Raw genomic sequence first — 16,908 nt, 5'->3', positions numbered from 1 at the left:
CGGAGCGGTATGTCGCAGGCGATACGATCGGCGGCTGTGCCGACCGACTTCGACATCCTGGTGATCGGCGCTGGTCAGGCGGGACTGTCGGCCGGCTACCACCTCCGTCGCCTCGGGCTGCGCCCGGAAGTCGATTTTCTCGTCGTCGACCACGCGCCGGGTCCGGGCGGGGCCTGGCAGTTCCGCTGGCCATCGCTCACGCTGAGCACCGTCAACCGAGTGCACGATCTGCCGGGAATGCCGTTCGCCGAGACCTTGCCGCCCGGTTCGGAAAGCGCGCCCGCGGCCACGGCCGTGCCGCACTACTACGAGCTGTACGAGAAGCGCTTCGATCTGCGGGTGCGCAGGCAGGTGTCGGTCGGCGTGGTGTGCGACCGCACCGACGACGGCCTGCGCTGCGACGGGCGCGGGACCGTCCTCAACGCCGAGACCGACACCGCGGGCACGATCCGGGTGCGCGGACTGATCAACGGCACCGGAACCTGGGAACGGCCCTTCATCCCCCGCTACCGAGGTCAGGAGAACTTCGCGGGACGTCAGCTGCACACGCGCGACTATCGGACCGCCGAGGAGTTCGCCGGACAACACGTGGTCGTCGTCGGCGGCGGCATCTCCGCCGTGCAGCTGCTCGACGAGATCTCCGAGGTCACCACGACCACCTGGGTCACGAGGACCGAGCCGGTGTTCCGCGACGCCGAGTTCAGCGACGAGGCGGGGCGGACGGCCGTCGCGCTGGTCGAGGACCGGGTGCGCAACGGCCTGCCGCCGGGTTCGGTGGTCTCGGTGACGGGCTTGCGCTGGGACGACCGGCTGCGCGCCGCCGACGCGCGCGGCGCGCTGCGCAGGCGTCCGATGTTCGACCACATCGAACCCGACGGCGTGCGCTGGTCCGACGGCTCGTTCCAGCGGGCCGATGTCATCCTGTGGGCCACCGGGTTTCGCAGCGCGCTCGACCACTTGGCCCCGCTGCGGCTGCGCGGGCCGGGCGGCGGGATCACCATGACCGGGCGTCTCGCGACGCAGGTGGCCGTCGATCCGCGCATCCACCTGATCGGCTACGGCCCGTCGGCGAGCACCATCGGCGCGAACCGCGCGGGCCGGGCGGCCGCCGTCGAGCTGACGGAGCATCTCGGTCTCGGCGACCGCCGCTGAGCCGCCGATCAGAGTCCGATGGTGAAGCTGTCCGGGTGGGGGCCGAGGCGGCCGCCGCGGTCGAGCGCGTCGATGGCGTCCATCTGTGCGGGGGCCAGCTCGAAGCCGAACACGTCGAAGTTGGCGGCGATGCGCGACGGCGTGACCGACTTCGGGATGACGATGTTGCCGAGCTGCAGGTGCCACCGGATGATCACCTGTGCGGAGGTGCGGCCGAGCTCGTCGGCGATCGCGGTGATGGTCTTGTCCTCCAGCAGGGTGCCCTGGCCGAGCGGGCTCCACGCCTCGGTGGCGATGGCGTTGGCGGCGTGGAATTCGCGCAGCTCGTGCTGGGCGAGGCCGGGGTGCAGCTCGATCTGGTTGACCGCGGGGATCTCGCCGGTCTCCTCGATCACCCGCCGCAGATTCGCCACGGTGAAGTTGGACACACCGATCGAGCGGACCCTGCCCTGACGCTTGAGCTCTTGGAAGGCGCGAAAAGAGTCGACGAACTTGTCGGCGATGGCCACCGGCCAGTGGATCAGGTAGAGATCCAGGTAGTCCAGGCCGAGCTTGGCCATGCTCACGTCGAAGGCGCGCAGCGTGGCGTCATAGCCCTGGTCGGCGTTCCACAGCTTCGTGGTGACGTAGACCTCGTCGCGTGGCAGGCCGGACGCGTTGATCGCCTGCCCGGTGCCCTCCTCGTTGCCGTAGATCGCGGCGGTGTCGATGCTGCGGTACCCGGCCTCGAGCGCGGAGGTGACGACGTCGGCCACGTCCTTGGGCGGCACCTGGAACACGCCGAACCCGAGCTGCGGGATGACGTTGCCGTCGTTCAGCACGATCGAAGGCACGGCGGAGGTCTCGCTTCGGAAGCTCACCGTTCGACCGTAGAAGCGCGCGGGCAAACCGTCAACGACGCTTACCCGCGTGTTCACACGCGACAAAACGCCTGAACTGGGCATTTCGCCCGCGTGCTCGGGCAGGCGCGCCGACAGCGGATGTCGTTGCGGGCCGTTAGCGGACGAGACCGCGGCAGCGCACGGGCTCGGTTCGGTCAGGCCGCCGGGAGTCCGAGTCTGCGGTAACGCCCGCGGCGGGCCCGTTCGAGATCGTGCAGGGGCAGCGTGCGCAGGAGGGCCAGTTCCGCGCCGATGGCGGCGACCATGCGGCAGGCGAAGTCGACCGGCTCGTCGGCGGCGTCGGGGTGTTCCGGGACGATGCGGTCGACGATGCCGTCGGCGAGCAGAGCGGGTGCGCTGATGCGTTGGGCGGCGGCGAGTTCCGGTGCGTGCTCGGTGTCGCGGAAGACGATCGCGCTGGCGCCTTCCGGTGGTAGCGGCGCGAGCCAGGCGTTGGTGGCGGCCAGAACCCGGTCGGCGGGCAGCAGCGCGAGCGCGCCGCCGCCGGTGCCCTGGCCGAGCAGCACCGAGATGGTGGGGGTGTCCAAAGTCACCAGATCGGCGATGCAGCGCGCGATCTCGGGAGCGAGTCCGCGCTCCTCGGCCTCCTTGGACAGCGCCGCGCCCACCGTGTCGATCACCAGCACCAGCGGCAGCCGCAACTCCTCAGCCAACGCCATGCTGCGGCGTGCCTCGCGCAACGCGGCCGGGCCCATGGTCTCGCCGAGCCACCCGGCCCGATCGTGGCCGAAGACCACACAGGGCTGTCCGCGGAATCTGGCGAGTGCGTGCACCACGCTGCGATCGGTCTCGCCCTGGCCGGTGCCGCTGAGCGGAACCCGTTGCGTCACATGGCGCAACAGATCGCGCAGGCCGGGGCGATCGGAGCGGCGCGAGGCCAGCACGGAGCGCCAGGCGGCATCCGCGGTCGTCTCGCCCGCGGTCGCTGCATGACCCGCACGCCGAGTCGCGGCCGGTTCTTCGTCGCGTACTTCTCCGCTGAGCACGCTCAGCGCGCGATGGGCGATCCGGCGGAAGACATGTACCGGCATCACCCCATCGATGACGCCGCGGTGGTACAGGTTCTCCGCGACCTGCACGCCCTCCGGGAAGTCCTTGCCGTACAGGGCCTTGTAGACGCGCGGGCCGAGGAAGCCGATCAGCGCGCCCGGCTGCGCGAAGGTCATATGGCCGAACGAGCCCCACGACGCGAAGACCCCGCCCATGGTCGGGTCGCGCAGGTAGACCAGATAGGGATGGCCCGCGGCTTTGTGCGCGGCGACTGCGCCCGCGATCTTCACCATCTGCACGAACGCGACGGTGCCCTCCTGCATGCGGGTGCCGCCGGAGGTCGGTGACGCGACGAGGGGCAGACCGAGTTCGGTGGCCCGCTCGACGGCCGCGACGATGCGTTCGGCCGCCGCGACGCCGATCGAGCCGGCCAGAAACCCGAACTCGCAGGCGATCACGGCCACTCGCCGACCGCGCAGCAAACCCTCGCCGGTAAGCACCGACTCGTCGGTGCCCGCCGTCGACGCAGCCTTACGCAGATCCTCGCGATATCGCGGGGACGCGGCCACCTCGAGTGGTGGCCGATCCCAGCTGACGAACGACTCCGCGTCGAGCAGTTGCCCGAGCCACTCTCGCGCCGAAATTCGCATCGCGCGAGCATATCCGCACGGTCGGACGGCACAGCCGTCCGCGCGGCGGATCGGTCGGTGACGAGACAGCCGCGGCGAGCCGCGGCCGCCCCCGCGATCAGTAGCCCTGCATCACCTTGCGTAGGGCGTACTCGGTGAGCGAGACCAGCGCCTGCTTGGCGGGCTCGCGCCGCCGCGCGTCGATGGACAGGATCGGCACGTCCGCGGGCACCGCGAGTGCCTGGCGGATGTCCTCGATCGGATAACGCGGTGCGTCGTCGAATTCGTTGAGCGCGACCAGGAAGGGTAGGTTGCGCGCTTCGAAGTAGTCGACGGCCGCGAAGCTGTCCTCCAGCCTGCGGGTGTCGACCAGCACCACGGCGCCGATGGCACCCCGGATCAGGTCGTCCCACATGAACCAGAACCGGTACTGGCCCGGCGTACCGAACAAGTACAGAACCAGATCGTCCGCGAGGCTGATCCGGCCGAAGTCCATGGCCACCGTGGTGGTGGACTTCATCGGAATGCCGGTCAGATTATCGATTCCGGTACTGGCATTGGTCACCAATGCCTCGGTACGCAGCGGAACGATCTCCGAGACGGCACCGACCAACGTGGTCTTGCCAACACCGAAACCACCAGCGACCACGATCTTCGCCGAGGTGGGCTTGCTGGTGCGGGTATCGACCTGTGCCGTCGAATCAAATACGCCGGAGTCCACTGAGAACCCTTTCGATCAGCTCGCGACGTTCATCGTCGCTGGAATCGTCTTTCAAAGTCGCCGAAACGCGTACGTGCCCGGCCTCGATGAGGTCGGCCACGAGTACTCGTGCCACACCTATCGGAATTCCGAGTCGAGCCGCTACTTCGGCAACGGACGGCGATTCTCTGCACAACTCCACGATTGACGTCTCGATGTTGGTCAGTTCGAACTGCCGCTCCAGGGCGACCGGATGCGATGCGACGAGGGCCTCCAGCGCCAACTCGACCGTGGGCCTGGTCCGGCCCGCGGTCAACGAGTATGGGCGAACGAGACTCGGCTCGGCGCTCCCCACGCGGTGATCTTCTATGTCCATCCCACCATCAGGAACCCATCGTGACGCGTGGCGTGGCCTGTACCGTCTGGCCAACACGCTCGACCAACAGAGCCATCTCGTAGCCGACCTGTCCGATATCGCAGGACGTATTGGTCAGCACCGCGAGATAGGAGCCGTCGCCGACCGCCATCAGCAGCAGGTATCCGTGTTCCATCTCGACGACCGACTGCAGCACCGTGCCGCCCTCGAACAGGTTCGAGACGCCGACCGAGAGGCTGGCCAGGCCGGCGGTGACCGCCGAGAGTTGTTCAGCGCGGTCGACGGGCAGCTGGGCGCTCGCGGCCATGAGTAGGCCGTCAGCCGAGACCAGGACGGCATGAGCTACGCCAGGAACCTCGTTGGCGAAGTTCGAAACCAGCCAATCCAGCTGACGGTTCGTACCACCTAGATCGGGGTTCATCGGTCTCCTTTGTCTCCGGTTAGGTTCATTTCTCTCATCGCACGGCCATCCCGGACGCCCTGCTGGTGACGGCTCAAGCTGGACCTGATCGTTTCCGGATCTCGGCTCGGCGCCCGATCCGCGGTGCCGCTGACGGCGCCGGGGACAAGCCTCCCGCCCGGATTGCGTTGAGGCAAGCCGGCGGCGGTTTTTGTTTCGGCTTGCGCCTCGCTGGCCCGGCGTGCGGCCTGCCAACCTTCGTCGCCCGGCGCCCCCTCGAAGGAGGCGGCGATCTGGGACCGGTCCGGGTTCGGATCGGCCAGCCACGCCGACATCATCTCGGCGAAGATCGGGCTGTCCATCGTCGAACCGGGCTCGACCGCGGGTTGCAGGCGAGTCTGGAAGAACGACGCCGTCTTCGACGGATTGGACCGGTAACTGTGCTTGCCGGGGTCGCGGCCCGCCTGCGTGCTCGGCTCGGCTCCCTGTTCCGCGTGGGTCGCGGCGGGCTGCACGGTCCGTTCCCGTTGCGGCAGCCCGACTCCCGGCGGCACCTCGCGCTGCGGCATCACCGTGGCGCCGGGATCCCGCTGCGGCAGGCCGGTGGGCGACGGTGCGGCCGTAGGACGCTGTTGCAGGCCGTTGGGGGCCTCGCGCTGCGACAGGCGGTCCGCCGCGGCAGGCCGCTGCGGCAGACCACCCGAGGACGGGTCGCGCCGCGGTGCGCCGCTGGCGCCCGGCTCGCGCTGGGGCAGGCCGTTGCCGCCCGGCTGACGCTGCGACAGACCGCCGGAGGCGGAGTCACGCTGGTGCAGACCACCCGAGGCCGAATCACGCTGCGGCAAACCACCGGAGGCGAAATCACGCTGCGGCAAACCACCGGCTGCGGGATCGCGCTGGTGCAGACCACCCGCGGCGGAATCGCGCTGCGGCAAGCCGCCGGAGGCGAAATCACGCTGCGGCAGACCACCGGAGGCCGAGTCACGCTGCGGCAAGCCACCGGACGCGGGATCGCGCTGCGGCAGACCACCGGACGCGGACTCACGCTGCGGCAAACCACCGACGGACGGGTCACGCTGCGGCAGACCCGACGCGGCGTCACGCGCGGGCGCACCGTTCGCACCGGGCTCCCGCTGCGGCAGACCGTTGGGCGCCGCGTCGCGCTGCGACAGACCGTTCGCGGCGCCCTCGCGTGGCGGGAGGCCGGAAGACGGCTTACGCGGCGGCATTCCGTTGGCGCCCGGCTGACGCTGCGGCAAACCACCCGCGGCGGAATCACGCTGCGGCAAACCACCCGCCGCCGAATCACGCTGCGGCAAACCACCGGAGGCCGCGCCACGCGAGGACAGGCCCGAGGCCGAATCACGCGAGGACAGGCCCGAGGCGGCGTCACGCGGAGACAGGCCCGAGGCCGCGTCACGCGAGGGCGCACCGTTCGTACCGGGCTGGCGCTGCGGCAGACCGCCGACGGTCGGCTTCGGTACGCCGTTGGTACCGGGCTGACGCTGCGGGAGATCACCGGACTGCGGCGTCTCGCGCTGCGGCGGCGCACCGGTGCCGCCCGGCTTCGCGCCGCTGACAGTCGGCGGCGGCGTCGGCCGCTGCGGGCCACCCGGGGATAGGTTGCGCTTGGGCAGGCTCGCCGCGGCGAGCTTGCCGCGCTGCGGACCGTTGGTGGTCTGGCCGGGCTGCGGACGCAGGGTTGGGCTCGACTGAGCCGTGTCCTGGCGCAGTCCGGTCGGCATCGCGTTGCCCGGCTGACGCTGCGGGAGTCCGCCCGCGGCGTCGTCGCTCGTCTCGGCGGGCTTGCTGACCGGAATCGGTCCGCTCACCCCGGGATCGACGGTGACCATCATGTTGCCGCCCGGCGTGCGGGTGATCGAGCGCATCTGCATGGACGACGACGGAGTCGACTGGCGCTGCGGCGCGGCGGGCGACGGTGTCGGCGTCACGGGCTGCGGGCCCGAGATCGGCCCTCCGGCGACGATCAGTCCGATCGGCACGTGCACCGTCACGGTGACACCGGGATCGCGCGCGGTGTCGAAGGTCGGGCGCAGCCGCACGGTCAGGCCGTGGCGCTCGGCAAGGCGGCCGACCACGAACAGACCCATGTGCCGGGCGGTGTCGGGGCCGGGTTCCGCGGTCTGCTCGAGCTTCCTGTTGATCTCGACCATCTCCGTGGGCGGCATACCGATGCCGCGGTCGGCGACCTCGATGAGCATGCCCTGGTCGTGTGCCTGCGCGAAGGTGAACTTCACGTCGGTCTCCGGCGGGGAGGCCCGCAGCGCGTTGTCCAGCAGCTCGGCGAACAGGTGCGCGAGGTCGGAGGCGGCCGGTTCCTTCAGCGAACCGCGAGGCGTCGCGCCGAGCTTGACCCGCTCGTAGTCCTCGACCTCGGAGATCGCGGCACGCAGCACGTCGGCGACCTCGACCGGCGCGGACTTGCCGCGGCGCTGCTTCGTACCCGCCAGAATCAGCAGGTTGTCGCCGTTACGACGCATACGGGCGGCGAGATGGTCCAGCCGGAAGAGGTTCTCCAACAGGCGGGGGTCCTTCTCGTCGTACTCCATCGCCTCGATGAGGCTGAGCTGATGGTCGACCAGCGACTTGGAGCGGCGGGCCAGGGTCTCGAACATATCGTTCACCTGACGGCGCATCTGCGCCTGGTCGCTCGCGAGGCGCAGCGCCTGGCCGTGGATGTCGTCGACGGCGCGCGCCAGCTGACCGATTTCCTCGGTGCTACGCACCGGCATCGGCTCCAGCGGCACGTCCTCCGGGCGGGCGCCGGTACGCAGCTGGGCGACCTCGTGCGGCAGATCGCTCTCCGCCACGCGCAGCGCCGCGAGGCGCAGCCGGTGCAGCGGCACGATCATCGAGCGCGCGACGAACACCGCGAGCAGCAGCGCCGCGAGGATGGTCGCGATGACGACCGCGGTATAGGTCCAGGCGTCGCGGTTGGCCTGAGCCGCCAGCGCGTCCATCGCGGTGTCGATGTCCTTGGTGGCCTTGGCGACCACTCGCTCGTAGACGTCGACGCTGCCGGTCAGCGAGTTCTTCAACTCGCCGAGCGGGATCTTGCCCGCCGCCGCCTCCGGGCTGCCCAGCAGCGAGACCCGGTTGTCGACGCCCGCGCGCATGTCCGCGATCGAGGCGTCGCCGTCGGGGAAGCGGTGCGCGAGCACGTTCAGCAGCTGCCGCTCGGTGTTCGCGGCGGTCAGGAAGGACGCGATGCCGGACTGGGTGCTGTGCAGCACGTCGTTGAACGCGGCGAGCTCGCCGACCAGGGTCGCGCGGGTGTTCAGCGAGTCCACCAGGCGCAGCTTCGCGGCGTCCAGCGCGGGGTCGGACACCTGCGAGACGGTGCTCTCCACGATCCGCACGCTGTCGTTGCGGATCCTGTCGATCCCGCCGAGCGCCTCCGCGGAGTCCGCGGCGGCCTTGCCTCTGGACAGGATCCCCTTGGCCTCGGTGATCATGTTCTGCAGCGCGGCCTCGGCCTTCGGCTGCCCGGCGAGCTTGCTCACGGCGCTCTGCGCCGTGGATATCGCCTTGTCCAGATCACTGAGGTCCTGGTCGGTCACCACGCTCTGGCCCGGCAACAGCGAGACCATCTGCGAGCCCGCGACCGTGGCCGAGGCCGCACTCAGACCGGTGACGGCCGGGATCGCCGCGACGTTCCCTGCGACCCCTTCCAAGCGGTTCGCTTCGGTGAACTCCGAGGTAATCCTCGACACGCCGAGGCCCACCGCGACCGCCAGCGGCACGGCAAGAACCGCCGTAACCTTCCAGCGCAGGTCCCAATTGCCGAGCGCCCAGCGCTTCTTGCCGGACCTAGCGGCGTCACGCATCTCCCACTCACTTTCCAAACTGGCCCCATTCACGCGCGCCATCAGCGAACCTCCACAATCGCATGCTGGCTCGACGGGTGGAGCTGGCCGAGAACTGCGGCTGGCCGAGAAATTGCGTCTACGACGGCCGAAATAAGTGACATCAGATTCTAACGGATCAATAACAGCTTGGGTGACATCGAGTATAGCTACGGGCCTTGACCTGCCCGTTCCAGGCAAAACCAAAGGTCGCGGCACCCACCCGGGCGTCGCGTGAAGTCTGCCACAATCATCCAGATCTATCGAGGCGGGCATCGAGGCGAAGCTAGGGAGTCACGGGTTTGAGCACAGCATCACAGGGTGATTCGGTGGAGGGCGGTGGCCGGTCGACGGGTGGACACGCGAAGCACGACTACCGACCCGTCTATCAGACCAGCCTGGTCGATCCCGCCGAGTTCTGGGCCGGCGCGGCCGAAGCGATCGACTGGGAGGTGCCCCCCAGCCAGATCGTCGACCCGACTGCCAGGCCCGTGACCAGGTGGTTTCCGGATGCCAGCCTCAATACCTCCTTCAATGCCCTCGACCGTCATGTGCGCACCGGCACCGCCGACGAGGGGGGCCTGGCCGATCAGCCGGCCCTAATATACGACTCCGCTATGACCGGCGCCAAGGTCGTTTTCAGCTACGCCGAACTGCTCGACGAGGTGGCCACCTTCGCGGGCGCGATGACCGGGCTCGGTGTCCGCAAGGGCGATCGAGTGGTCATCTACCTTCCGATGATTCCCGAAGCCGTGATCGCGATGCTCGCCTGCGCGCGGATCGGCGCGGTGCACTCGGTGGTGTTCGGCGGCTTCGCCGCCCCGGAGCTGGCCGCCCGCATCGATGACGCCCAGCCTGTGCTGATCATCACCGCCTCCGGCGGCATCGAGCCGGGCCGCAAGATCGAATACCCGCCCATCGTGTTGCAGGCACTCGACATCGCGGAGACCACCGCCCCGCGGCATGTGATCGTCAAGCAGCGGCCCGACCAGTTCACCCCGATCACCTTCGCCGCGCCCCAGGCAGCCACCGAGACGCTGCCGAGCTCCGAAGCCACGGTGGCGGCGCAGTGGCTGGACTGGGAGGACGCGGTGCGCGACGCGGAGCCCGCCGATCCGGTGCCGGTCGCGGCCACCGATCCGCTCTACATCCTCTACACCTCGGGCACCACCGGGAAGCCGAAGGGCGTCGTCCGCGACAACGGGGGCCACGCGGTCGCGCTGGCTTGGTCGATGCGCAACATCTATGACGTCGGCCCCGGCCAGGTGATGTGGGCCGCCTCCGACGTCGGCTGGGTGGTCGGCCACTCCTACATCGTCTACGCGCCGCTGCTCGTCGGCGCGACCACGCTGCTCTACGAGGGCAAGCCGGTCGGCACCCCGGACTCGGGCGCCTTCTGGCGCGTGGTCGCCGAACACGGCGTGCGCGTGCTGTTCACCGCGCCGACCGCGCTGCGCGCCATCCGCAAGGCGGACGCCGAGGCCAAGCTGGCCCGCAACTACGACCTGTCCTCGCTGCGCGCGCTGTTCTGCGCGGGCGAGCGGCTCGACCCGGCCACCTACGAGTGGGCGACCGGCACCTTGCTGGCCGACCGCCCCGACTGCCCGGTCGTCGACCACTGGTGGCAGACCGAGACCGGCTGGCCGATCTGCGCCAACCTACTAGGACTACAGGAGCTGCCGATCAAGCCGGGTTCGGCCTCGGTGCCGGTGCCCGGCTATCGACTGCGGGTGCTGGACGCCGAGGGCAACCCCGTCCCCGCGGGCACCGAGGGCAACATCGTCATCGGGCTGCCGATGCCGCCGGGCACGCTGACCGGCCTGTGGCAGGACGAGCCCCGCTTCAGCCGCTCGTACATGTCGGCCTTCCCCGGGCACTACCTGACCGGCGACTCGGGCTACTTCGACGAGGACGGCTACCTCTACGTCCTCGGCCGCAGCGACGACGTGATCAACATGGCGGGCCACCGGCTGTCGGCGGGCAGCATCGAGGCCGCCATCGCCGGGCACGAGGCGGTGGCCGAGTGCGCGGTGATCGGTCTGCCCGACGAGCTCAAGGGCCAGCGCCCGATCGCCTACGTGGTGCTCAAGGAAGGCGTCGAGGTCGACCCGGTCCAGTTGCGCGAGGAACTCATCGCCCTGGTGCGCGAGAAGATCGGCGCGATCGCCACGCTGCACGACGCGATCGTCGTCGCCGGGCTGCCGAAGACCAGATCGGGCAAGATCCTGCGCAAGACGATCCGGCAGATCACCGCGGGCGACACCTACGACATGCCCTCCACCATCGAGGACCCCGCCGTGCTCGCCGCGCTGGAGGATCAGATCATCACCACCAGGGCCGACGAGGAGGAGGCGAACGCGGCGGCGGACAACGGCGAGGCGACCCTGCCCGACTCGGATCCCGTTGCGCCGTCCTGATTCCCCTCCGGTGGCGATCGTGCCCTCAGAACTTTCTCAGGGATAGCTCACACGCGTGCCAGCGCTTCGCAATAGCGTCGGATGCGCTTTCGCTCGATCCCTCGAAGAACTGGAGGCATTCTCGATGAACTCTTTCCGTCGTCGCACCGGTCGTGCCGCGCTGACCGCGGGCAGCATGGCCACGGTGGCGATGTTGCTTTCCCCGGCGCTCGCGTCCGCCGACCCGGCGGAGCTGGCCGCCCCGCTGCTCGCCTCGGACTGCACCTTCGCCCAGGTCGACGCCGCGTTGCACGACAAGGCGCCGCAGCTGGCCGCGATGCTCGACGCGAACCCGTCCAGGAAGGCGGAGCTCCAGCGCCGCTTCGATCAGCCGGTGGAGCAGCGCCGCGCCGAGTTCCAGCGCCTGGTCGACCAGAACCCGGGCGCCGCGCGCGAGGCGGAGAACGATCCGCGAGCGGCGGGACTGCGCGAGACGATCCAGGCCGTGGCGGCGTCCTGCCACAACTACTGATCGACGCCTGACCGACGACCGCACCCGAGAGCGGCAGAATGAACGACGTGACCACCTCGACGCCGACCGTCCTCGTTGTCGACGACGACGAGGACGTGCTCGCCTCCGTCGAGCGCGGGCTGCGGCTGTCCGGTTTCCGGGTGCTGGTCGCCCGGGACGGCGCCGCGGCGTTGCGCAGCGTGAGCGAGCACGCCCCCGACGCCATCGTGCTGGACATGAACATGCCGGTGCTGGACGGCGCCGGGGTGGTGACCGCGCTGCGCGCCATGGGCAACGAAGTACCCATCTGCGTGCTCAGCGCCCGCGCCTCGGTGGACGATCGGATCTCCGGGCTGGAATCCGGCGCCGACGACTACCTGGTGAAACCGTTCGTGCTCGCCGAGCTCGTGGCGCGGATCCGCGCGCTGCTGCGCCGCCGCACCGACACACCCGCCCCCGCGACCCCCGGCGCCATCACCGTCGGTCCGCTCGAGATCGACGTCGCGGGTTATCGCGCGCTGCTGCACGGCACCGAAATCGAGCTGACCAAAAGGGAATTCGAGCTGCTGTCCACGCTGGCGCGCAACGTGGGCGTGGTGCTGAGCCGGGAACGTCTGCTGGAACTGGTGTGGGGCTACGACTTTGCCGCCGACACCAACGTCGTGGACGTCTTCGTCGGCTATCTGCGCCGCAAGCTGGAGGTCGGCGACACCCCGCGTCTGCTGCACACCATCCGCGGCGTCGGATTCGTCCTGCGAGCGCCGAAATGAATCCGGCCGTGCCATGAAAACGCGTGGGCGCAAGACCTTTTCGCTGCGCACCCGGGTGGCGGGTGCGGCGGCGGCAGGCGCCGTCATCATCGTGACCGCGCTGAGCGCGATCACCGTGCAGGCGATCGAGCGCACCAACTTGCAGCAGAGCGACCAGCAACTCGCGGTCGCGTCCCGGCTCGTCCTGCTCGACCCGGTGATCGCGGTCGGCGTGCTCGGGCTGACCGGGCTCAACGACGATATGGCGATCACGGTGCGCGACAAGGGTTCCGTGGTGGCGAGCAGCCCGGTCCAGCTTCCCGACCTGTCCACCGGATCGCGCACCGTCACCGTGGGCGGCGTCCCGTACCGCGTGCTCACCACGACCGAGAACCAACCGCCGGATCGCACTGTCTCCCTTGGCATTCCGGCCGACGAAGCGGCACGCGCCACGGCGGAACAGCAGCGCTGGGTGATGGGCGGCGCACTGCTCGCGGTGGCCGCCGCGGGCGCGCTCGGCTGGTTGCTCGCAGGCCGCGCGGTGCGGCCCATCGTCGACCTCACCAGTCAGGTCGGCACCCGTAGCGCCTTTCCCGATCGCGACAATCCGCAACCCCCGGTCGACGGCAAGGGCATGCGCGAGGCCGAAGAGCTGGCCGACGCCGTGAACCGCATGCTGCAACGGGTGGATCAAGCGCAGGAGGAGACCGCGGCCGCGCTGGAGACCGCGCGCGATTTCGCCGCAGTCTCCGCGCACGAACTGCGCACCCCGCTCACCGCCATGCGCACCGACCTGGAGGTGCTGCGCACCCTCGACCTGGACGAGACGCAGCGCGCGGAGATCCTCGCCGACCTGCAGCGCAGCCAGGGCCGGGTGGAAACCACGCTGGCCGCGCTGGAACGGCTGGCCACCGGCGATCTCACCAACGAACGCGATCACGTGGACACCGACGTCGGCGACCTGTGCGACCAGGCCGCGCACGACGCCATGCGCCACTTCCCCGGCCTGACCGTGCGCATCGAGACCGACGCCGAACTGGTGACCCGCGGCCTGCCCGCGGGCCTGCGCCTCGCGGTGGACAACGCCCTCGCCAACTCGGTGAAGCACGGCGGGGCCACCGAGGCGGTGGTCTCGGCGCACCGAACACCGCGGGGCCACATCGTGATCGCCGTCGACGACAACGGGCGCGGCATTCCGGTCGAGGAGCGCGACGCCGTCTTCGCCCGGTTCTATCGCGGCAGCCAGGCGAGCAAGGGCGGTTCCGGGCTCGGCCTGGCGTTGGTCGCCCAGCAGGCCCAGTTGCACGGCGGGCGGGCGTACTTCGAGGACAGTCCGCTCGGTGGCGCGCGGTTGGTGCTCGACCTGCCGGAGCGGCATCGCCTCGACGGCCAGTTCACGTCGAACGGGTCCGGTTACCGCGGCCGCTGAGTACCGCGGTGTCGAGGGCCCCTCGGAGAATCGGCGATGGCCGCCCAGCTGTCGCGCGATGGTGGCGAGCATCGCGAGAGCGGCGTTGAGCGCAACGAAAACCTTTGCGCCCTTATCGAACTCTCAGAGAAACGCCAACGGGACCGTTAGCAGCGATCCCTAGGGTCGGTTTTCGTGATCGGACATCGCGCCCGCTGGGCCCTGCTCGCCGTTGGGATCGTCACCGCAGGAGCGATCGGAGGTGGACTCACCGCCTGCGCGGGCCCCGGCTCGGGGCCGTCGGGGATCGCACTGGTCAACGCCGACACCGGCCCGACCGGCGCGCGCATCGTGCAAGCGCTCGAGCAGGACGGCGCGGGCTACCAGTGGACCATGGCGAAGCCGGGCGAGACCGACCCCGACGACTACGCCGCCGTGATCACGCTGCCCGCCGATCTCACCCAGTCCATGGGCACGCTGGCCGGTCCGCAACCGCAGCGCGCCATCGTCACCGTCGCCGCGCACGACAACGCCGACGGCGACCTGGTGAACGGGGCCGTCCAGGCGGTGACGCACCGCATCGGCGCGACCGGCGTGGATACCGCGCTGGCCGCCGTCGCCCAGGCCCGCAGCCAGCTCACCGGCGTGCAGTTCACCGCCCAGCTGCTCGGCGCCGGGGTGAATGCCGCGGCCTCGGGCGCCGATCAGTTCAGCGCGGGCGCCGATCAGCTCCTCGGCTTCCTGGACTTCGCGAGATCGGGCTCCGCGCAGCTGACCTCGGCCATCGCCATGCTCAACGACACCATCGACGGCGCGGCCGTGCAGGCGAATCAGCTTGCCGAGGCACTGGATTCGACCGGGATCACGATCGCGCAGGTGCAGCAGACCGCGGGCACCGTCAGCACCGGCCTCGACCAGATCCTGCCGCTGCTGCGCGCGCTGCCCTTCGCCCACGATCCCGCGCTGGCCGACATCATCGGCAAACTCGATGCGCTACGCGCGGTTTCGGGTCAGGCGGGCTCGCAGCTGGACGGCCTCGACCTGCTCGTCGGCGGCGCCGTCGACCCGAATACCGACCTGGGCGCGCTGCTGCGTACCGTCGTCGGCCGCCTCCAGTCCGCCAGCGCCCAGCTCAACGAGGGCGCCAAGCTCGCGGAGGGTCTCCCCCAGCTCGCCGAACAGGGCGGCGCGCAGCTGGTCGACGCGATCGGCCAGCTCACCGGCGGGGTCACCCAGCTACAGCAGATCGTGACCAACCTCAATACACAGACTGGCAAGGCCATGGAAGCCCTCCCGATGCGCAGCACCACCCAGCAGTCCGCGATCGCCCTCGCCCTCACCGACCCGGTCGAGATCGTCCGCGAGTGAACGCCGCTATCCGAGCCTGCTGTGCCAGCGCGGGTCGTCGAGACGGTCGTCGTCGGCCTCCCGCAAGCGCTGCACGGCACCATCGATCCACCGCGAGAACGCGGCCGCGAGATCGGCGGGCGTCGTCGGCCGCACGCTGATGTGCTGGGCGCGTACCTCGGTGTAGCGGCCGTCGTCGGCGATGTCGTACCACTGCAACGTGTGCACGGCGTCGGGCCGGGTGTGCAGCGGACCGACGCGCAGACCGGCCGAGCCGCCGCCGTCCGCGGGCCTGCCGAGCAGGCGTCGATACTGCTCCCGCGGGGTGTTGCGGGCATTGTCCTGTAGATAGGTGTCGCGATTCGGGCGCAGATCGTCGGGATGGAAGGTGGCGGGCTGCTGTTTGCCCGGCTGGCACGGCGGGATGGATCGCACGATCTGGGCGGCCAGCGATTCCGGAGGGCAGGTCCGCAGCCGGATGGGGCCGTTCTCGTCGTCGAGCACGGTCTGGAACGCGACCACCGCGTGCGAGACATTGCGCGCCCCGAGGATGCGGTACTGCTTGACCTCGCCCGTGCTGTTCTTGTGTTTCCGTGAGCCGCCGAGGATTTCGATGCGCATGTCCGAGGTGGACAGCGTCTGCATCGCGAACTCGATCTCCTCCAGCTCGTCGCGGGAGTAGCGGGCGCGCACCCCGAGACGGTGCTGATCGAAATCGTTCTGCACGGCGAACCGGCTGAGGTACTTCAGTGGGCGCGGGAACCGGTCGTTGGCATCGCTGTACCAGATCTCAACGTTGACATTGCAAACCTCGCTGGCGCGAGTCTCGTTGCGGCGCGTAGTGATCGCCGGTCGACCTGCGACTGTGAGTTCTCGAACGTCGAACGAGTAGTGCTCGCGAACATACGGAATGGTGAGATTCGATGCCTGGATCGCCACCGAATAACCGTTGCCGCCAGCGATGACCCATCTACAGCCTCGCCACTTGGTGCCATTGGGTCCGTCGGCGTTGGCCTTGTTGTCGGCGACACCTTTCACCAACCGCTCCGACTTCAGCACACTCTCAGGCACATCCGTACACGGGTTGGACCCCTTCGGCACATCCACCGCCAACCCCGACAGCCGTTGTCGCACTGCTCGTCACACCACCGGAAGGCTGCGCCTCCCCACCGGTAGATCCCCCACACCCCGCCAGCCCGACCCCCGCGGCAAGCACCCCCACCATCAGCACGGCCTTCTTCATCGCTCGCATCACCCTGCTTCCCCTCCGCGGCCTACGTCTTCCGGCGACTATGTCCAATGGCCCCACCGCAGATCCGACCGATCGGTGCGGTCCGGAAAGCATGCGGCGGTGGCTTCCCTCTGCCGAGGGCGACGGTGCCGGACGATGCCCACATCATCTTCGACGCAACGGAAGCCGTTCCGGTTCCACCCAATTGCCCCGGATACGACCGTGGCCCGCACTCCGAGGAGTGCGGGCCA

The 16,908-nt window shown here is 69.7% G+C and carries 13 protein-coding genes; 6 read left to right on the top strand and 7 right to left on the bottom strand.

The features are described from left to right. Positions 1–9: 9 nt before the first annotated feature. Positions 10–1,152 (top strand): NAD(P)-binding domain-containing protein, encoded by a 1,143-nt coding sequence (locus tag AC3ERS_RS04745; RefSeq protein ID WP_431963862.1) that lies wholly within the window; start codon positions 10–12, stop codon positions 1,150–1,152. Positions 1,153–1,160: 8 nt separating this feature from the next. Here the strand turns inward: AC3ERS_RS04745 and AC3ERS_RS04740 are convergent, their stop codons facing one another. The 6 genes from AC3ERS_RS04740 to AC3ERS_RS04715 form a co-directional block, all read right to left on the bottom strand. After that, a complete protein-coding gene (locus AC3ERS_RS04740; protein WP_431963860.1) occupies positions 1,161–2,012 on the bottom strand; it encodes an aldo/keto reductase in 852 nt (283 codons plus the stop codon). Positions 2,013–2,188: 176 nt separating this feature from the next. Then, entirely contained in the window at positions 2,189–3,694 is a 1,506-nt protein-coding gene (locus tag AC3ERS_RS04735; RefSeq protein WP_431963858.1) for a carboxyl transferase domain-containing protein, read from the bottom strand. A gap of 97 nt (positions 3,695–3,791) precedes the next feature. Then, a complete protein-coding gene (locus AC3ERS_RS04730; protein ID WP_174414979.1) occupies positions 3,792–4,394 on the bottom strand; it encodes a GTP-binding protein in 603 nt (200 codons plus the stop codon). Beyond that, the gene (locus tag AC3ERS_RS04725) at positions 4,375–4,749 is read right to left on the bottom strand and encodes a DUF742 domain-containing protein (RefSeq protein WP_067785475.1); all 375 of its coding nucleotides are present in this window, start codon (positions 4,747–4,749) and stop codon (positions 4,375–4,377) included. Before AC3ERS_RS04725 ends, AC3ERS_RS04730 begins: the two co-directional genes overlap by 20 nt. A gap of 7 nt (positions 4,750–4,756) precedes the next feature. Then, a complete protein-coding gene (locus tag AC3ERS_RS04720; RefSeq protein WP_011207200.1) occupies positions 4,757–5,170 on the bottom strand; it encodes a roadblock/LC7 domain-containing protein in 414 nt (137 codons plus the stop codon). Beyond that, a complete protein-coding gene (locus AC3ERS_RS04715; RefSeq protein ID WP_431963855.1) occupies positions 5,167–9,039 on the bottom strand; it encodes a HAMP domain-containing sensor histidine kinase in 3,873 nt (1,290 codons plus the stop codon). Before AC3ERS_RS04715 ends, AC3ERS_RS04720 begins: the two co-directional genes overlap by 4 nt. Positions 9,040–9,344: 305 nt before the next feature. Between AC3ERS_RS04715 and AC3ERS_RS04710 the strand changes: the two genes are divergently transcribed. The 5 genes from AC3ERS_RS04710 to AC3ERS_RS04690 all read left to right on the top strand — a co-directional run bounded on the left by AC3ERS_RS04710 (position 9,345) and on the right by AC3ERS_RS04690 (position 15,447). Then, complete coding sequence (locus AC3ERS_RS04710) at positions 9,345–11,432, top strand: AMP-binding protein (RefSeq protein WP_431964521.1); 2,088 nt, start codon at positions 9,345–9,347, stop codon at positions 11,430–11,432. A gap of 124 nt (positions 11,433–11,556) precedes the next feature. Next, a complete protein-coding gene (locus AC3ERS_RS04705) occupies positions 11,557–11,943 on the top strand; it encodes a hemophore-related protein (protein WP_431963853.1) in 387 nt (128 codons plus the stop codon). A gap of 38 nt (positions 11,944–11,981) precedes the next feature. Beyond that, a complete protein-coding gene (locus tag AC3ERS_RS04700) occupies positions 11,982–12,692 on the top strand; it encodes a response regulator transcription factor (RefSeq protein WP_431963851.1) in 711 nt (236 codons plus the stop codon). Between the two features lie 13 nt (positions 12,693–12,705). Beyond that, positions 12,706–14,100, top strand: a complete 1,395-nt coding sequence (locus AC3ERS_RS04695) for a sensor histidine kinase (protein ID WP_431963849.1) — start codon at positions 12,706–12,708, stop codon at positions 14,098–14,100. A 174-nt stretch (positions 14,101–14,274) separates the two neighbouring features. Next, positions 14,275–15,447, top strand: coding sequence for a YhgE/Pip domain-containing protein (locus AC3ERS_RS04690; protein WP_431963847.1), 1,173 nt, complete (start codon positions 14,275–14,277; stop codon positions 15,445–15,447). Positions 15,448–15,453: 6 nt separating this feature from the next. Here AC3ERS_RS04690 and AC3ERS_RS04685 read toward each other — a convergent pair whose 3' ends face one another. After that, on the bottom strand, positions 15,454–16,527 hold the full coding sequence (locus tag AC3ERS_RS04685) for an ESX secretion-associated protein EspG (protein ID WP_431964519.1): 1,074 nt from the start codon (positions 16,525–16,527) through the stop codon (positions 15,454–15,456). Between the last annotated feature and the right edge of the window lie 381 nt (positions 16,528–16,908).

Source organism: Nocardia sp. bgisy134, from assembly GCF_057708325.1.
Note: the sequence above shows the minus strand (reverse complement) of the source record. Positions and strands in the feature narration are given on the sequence as shown.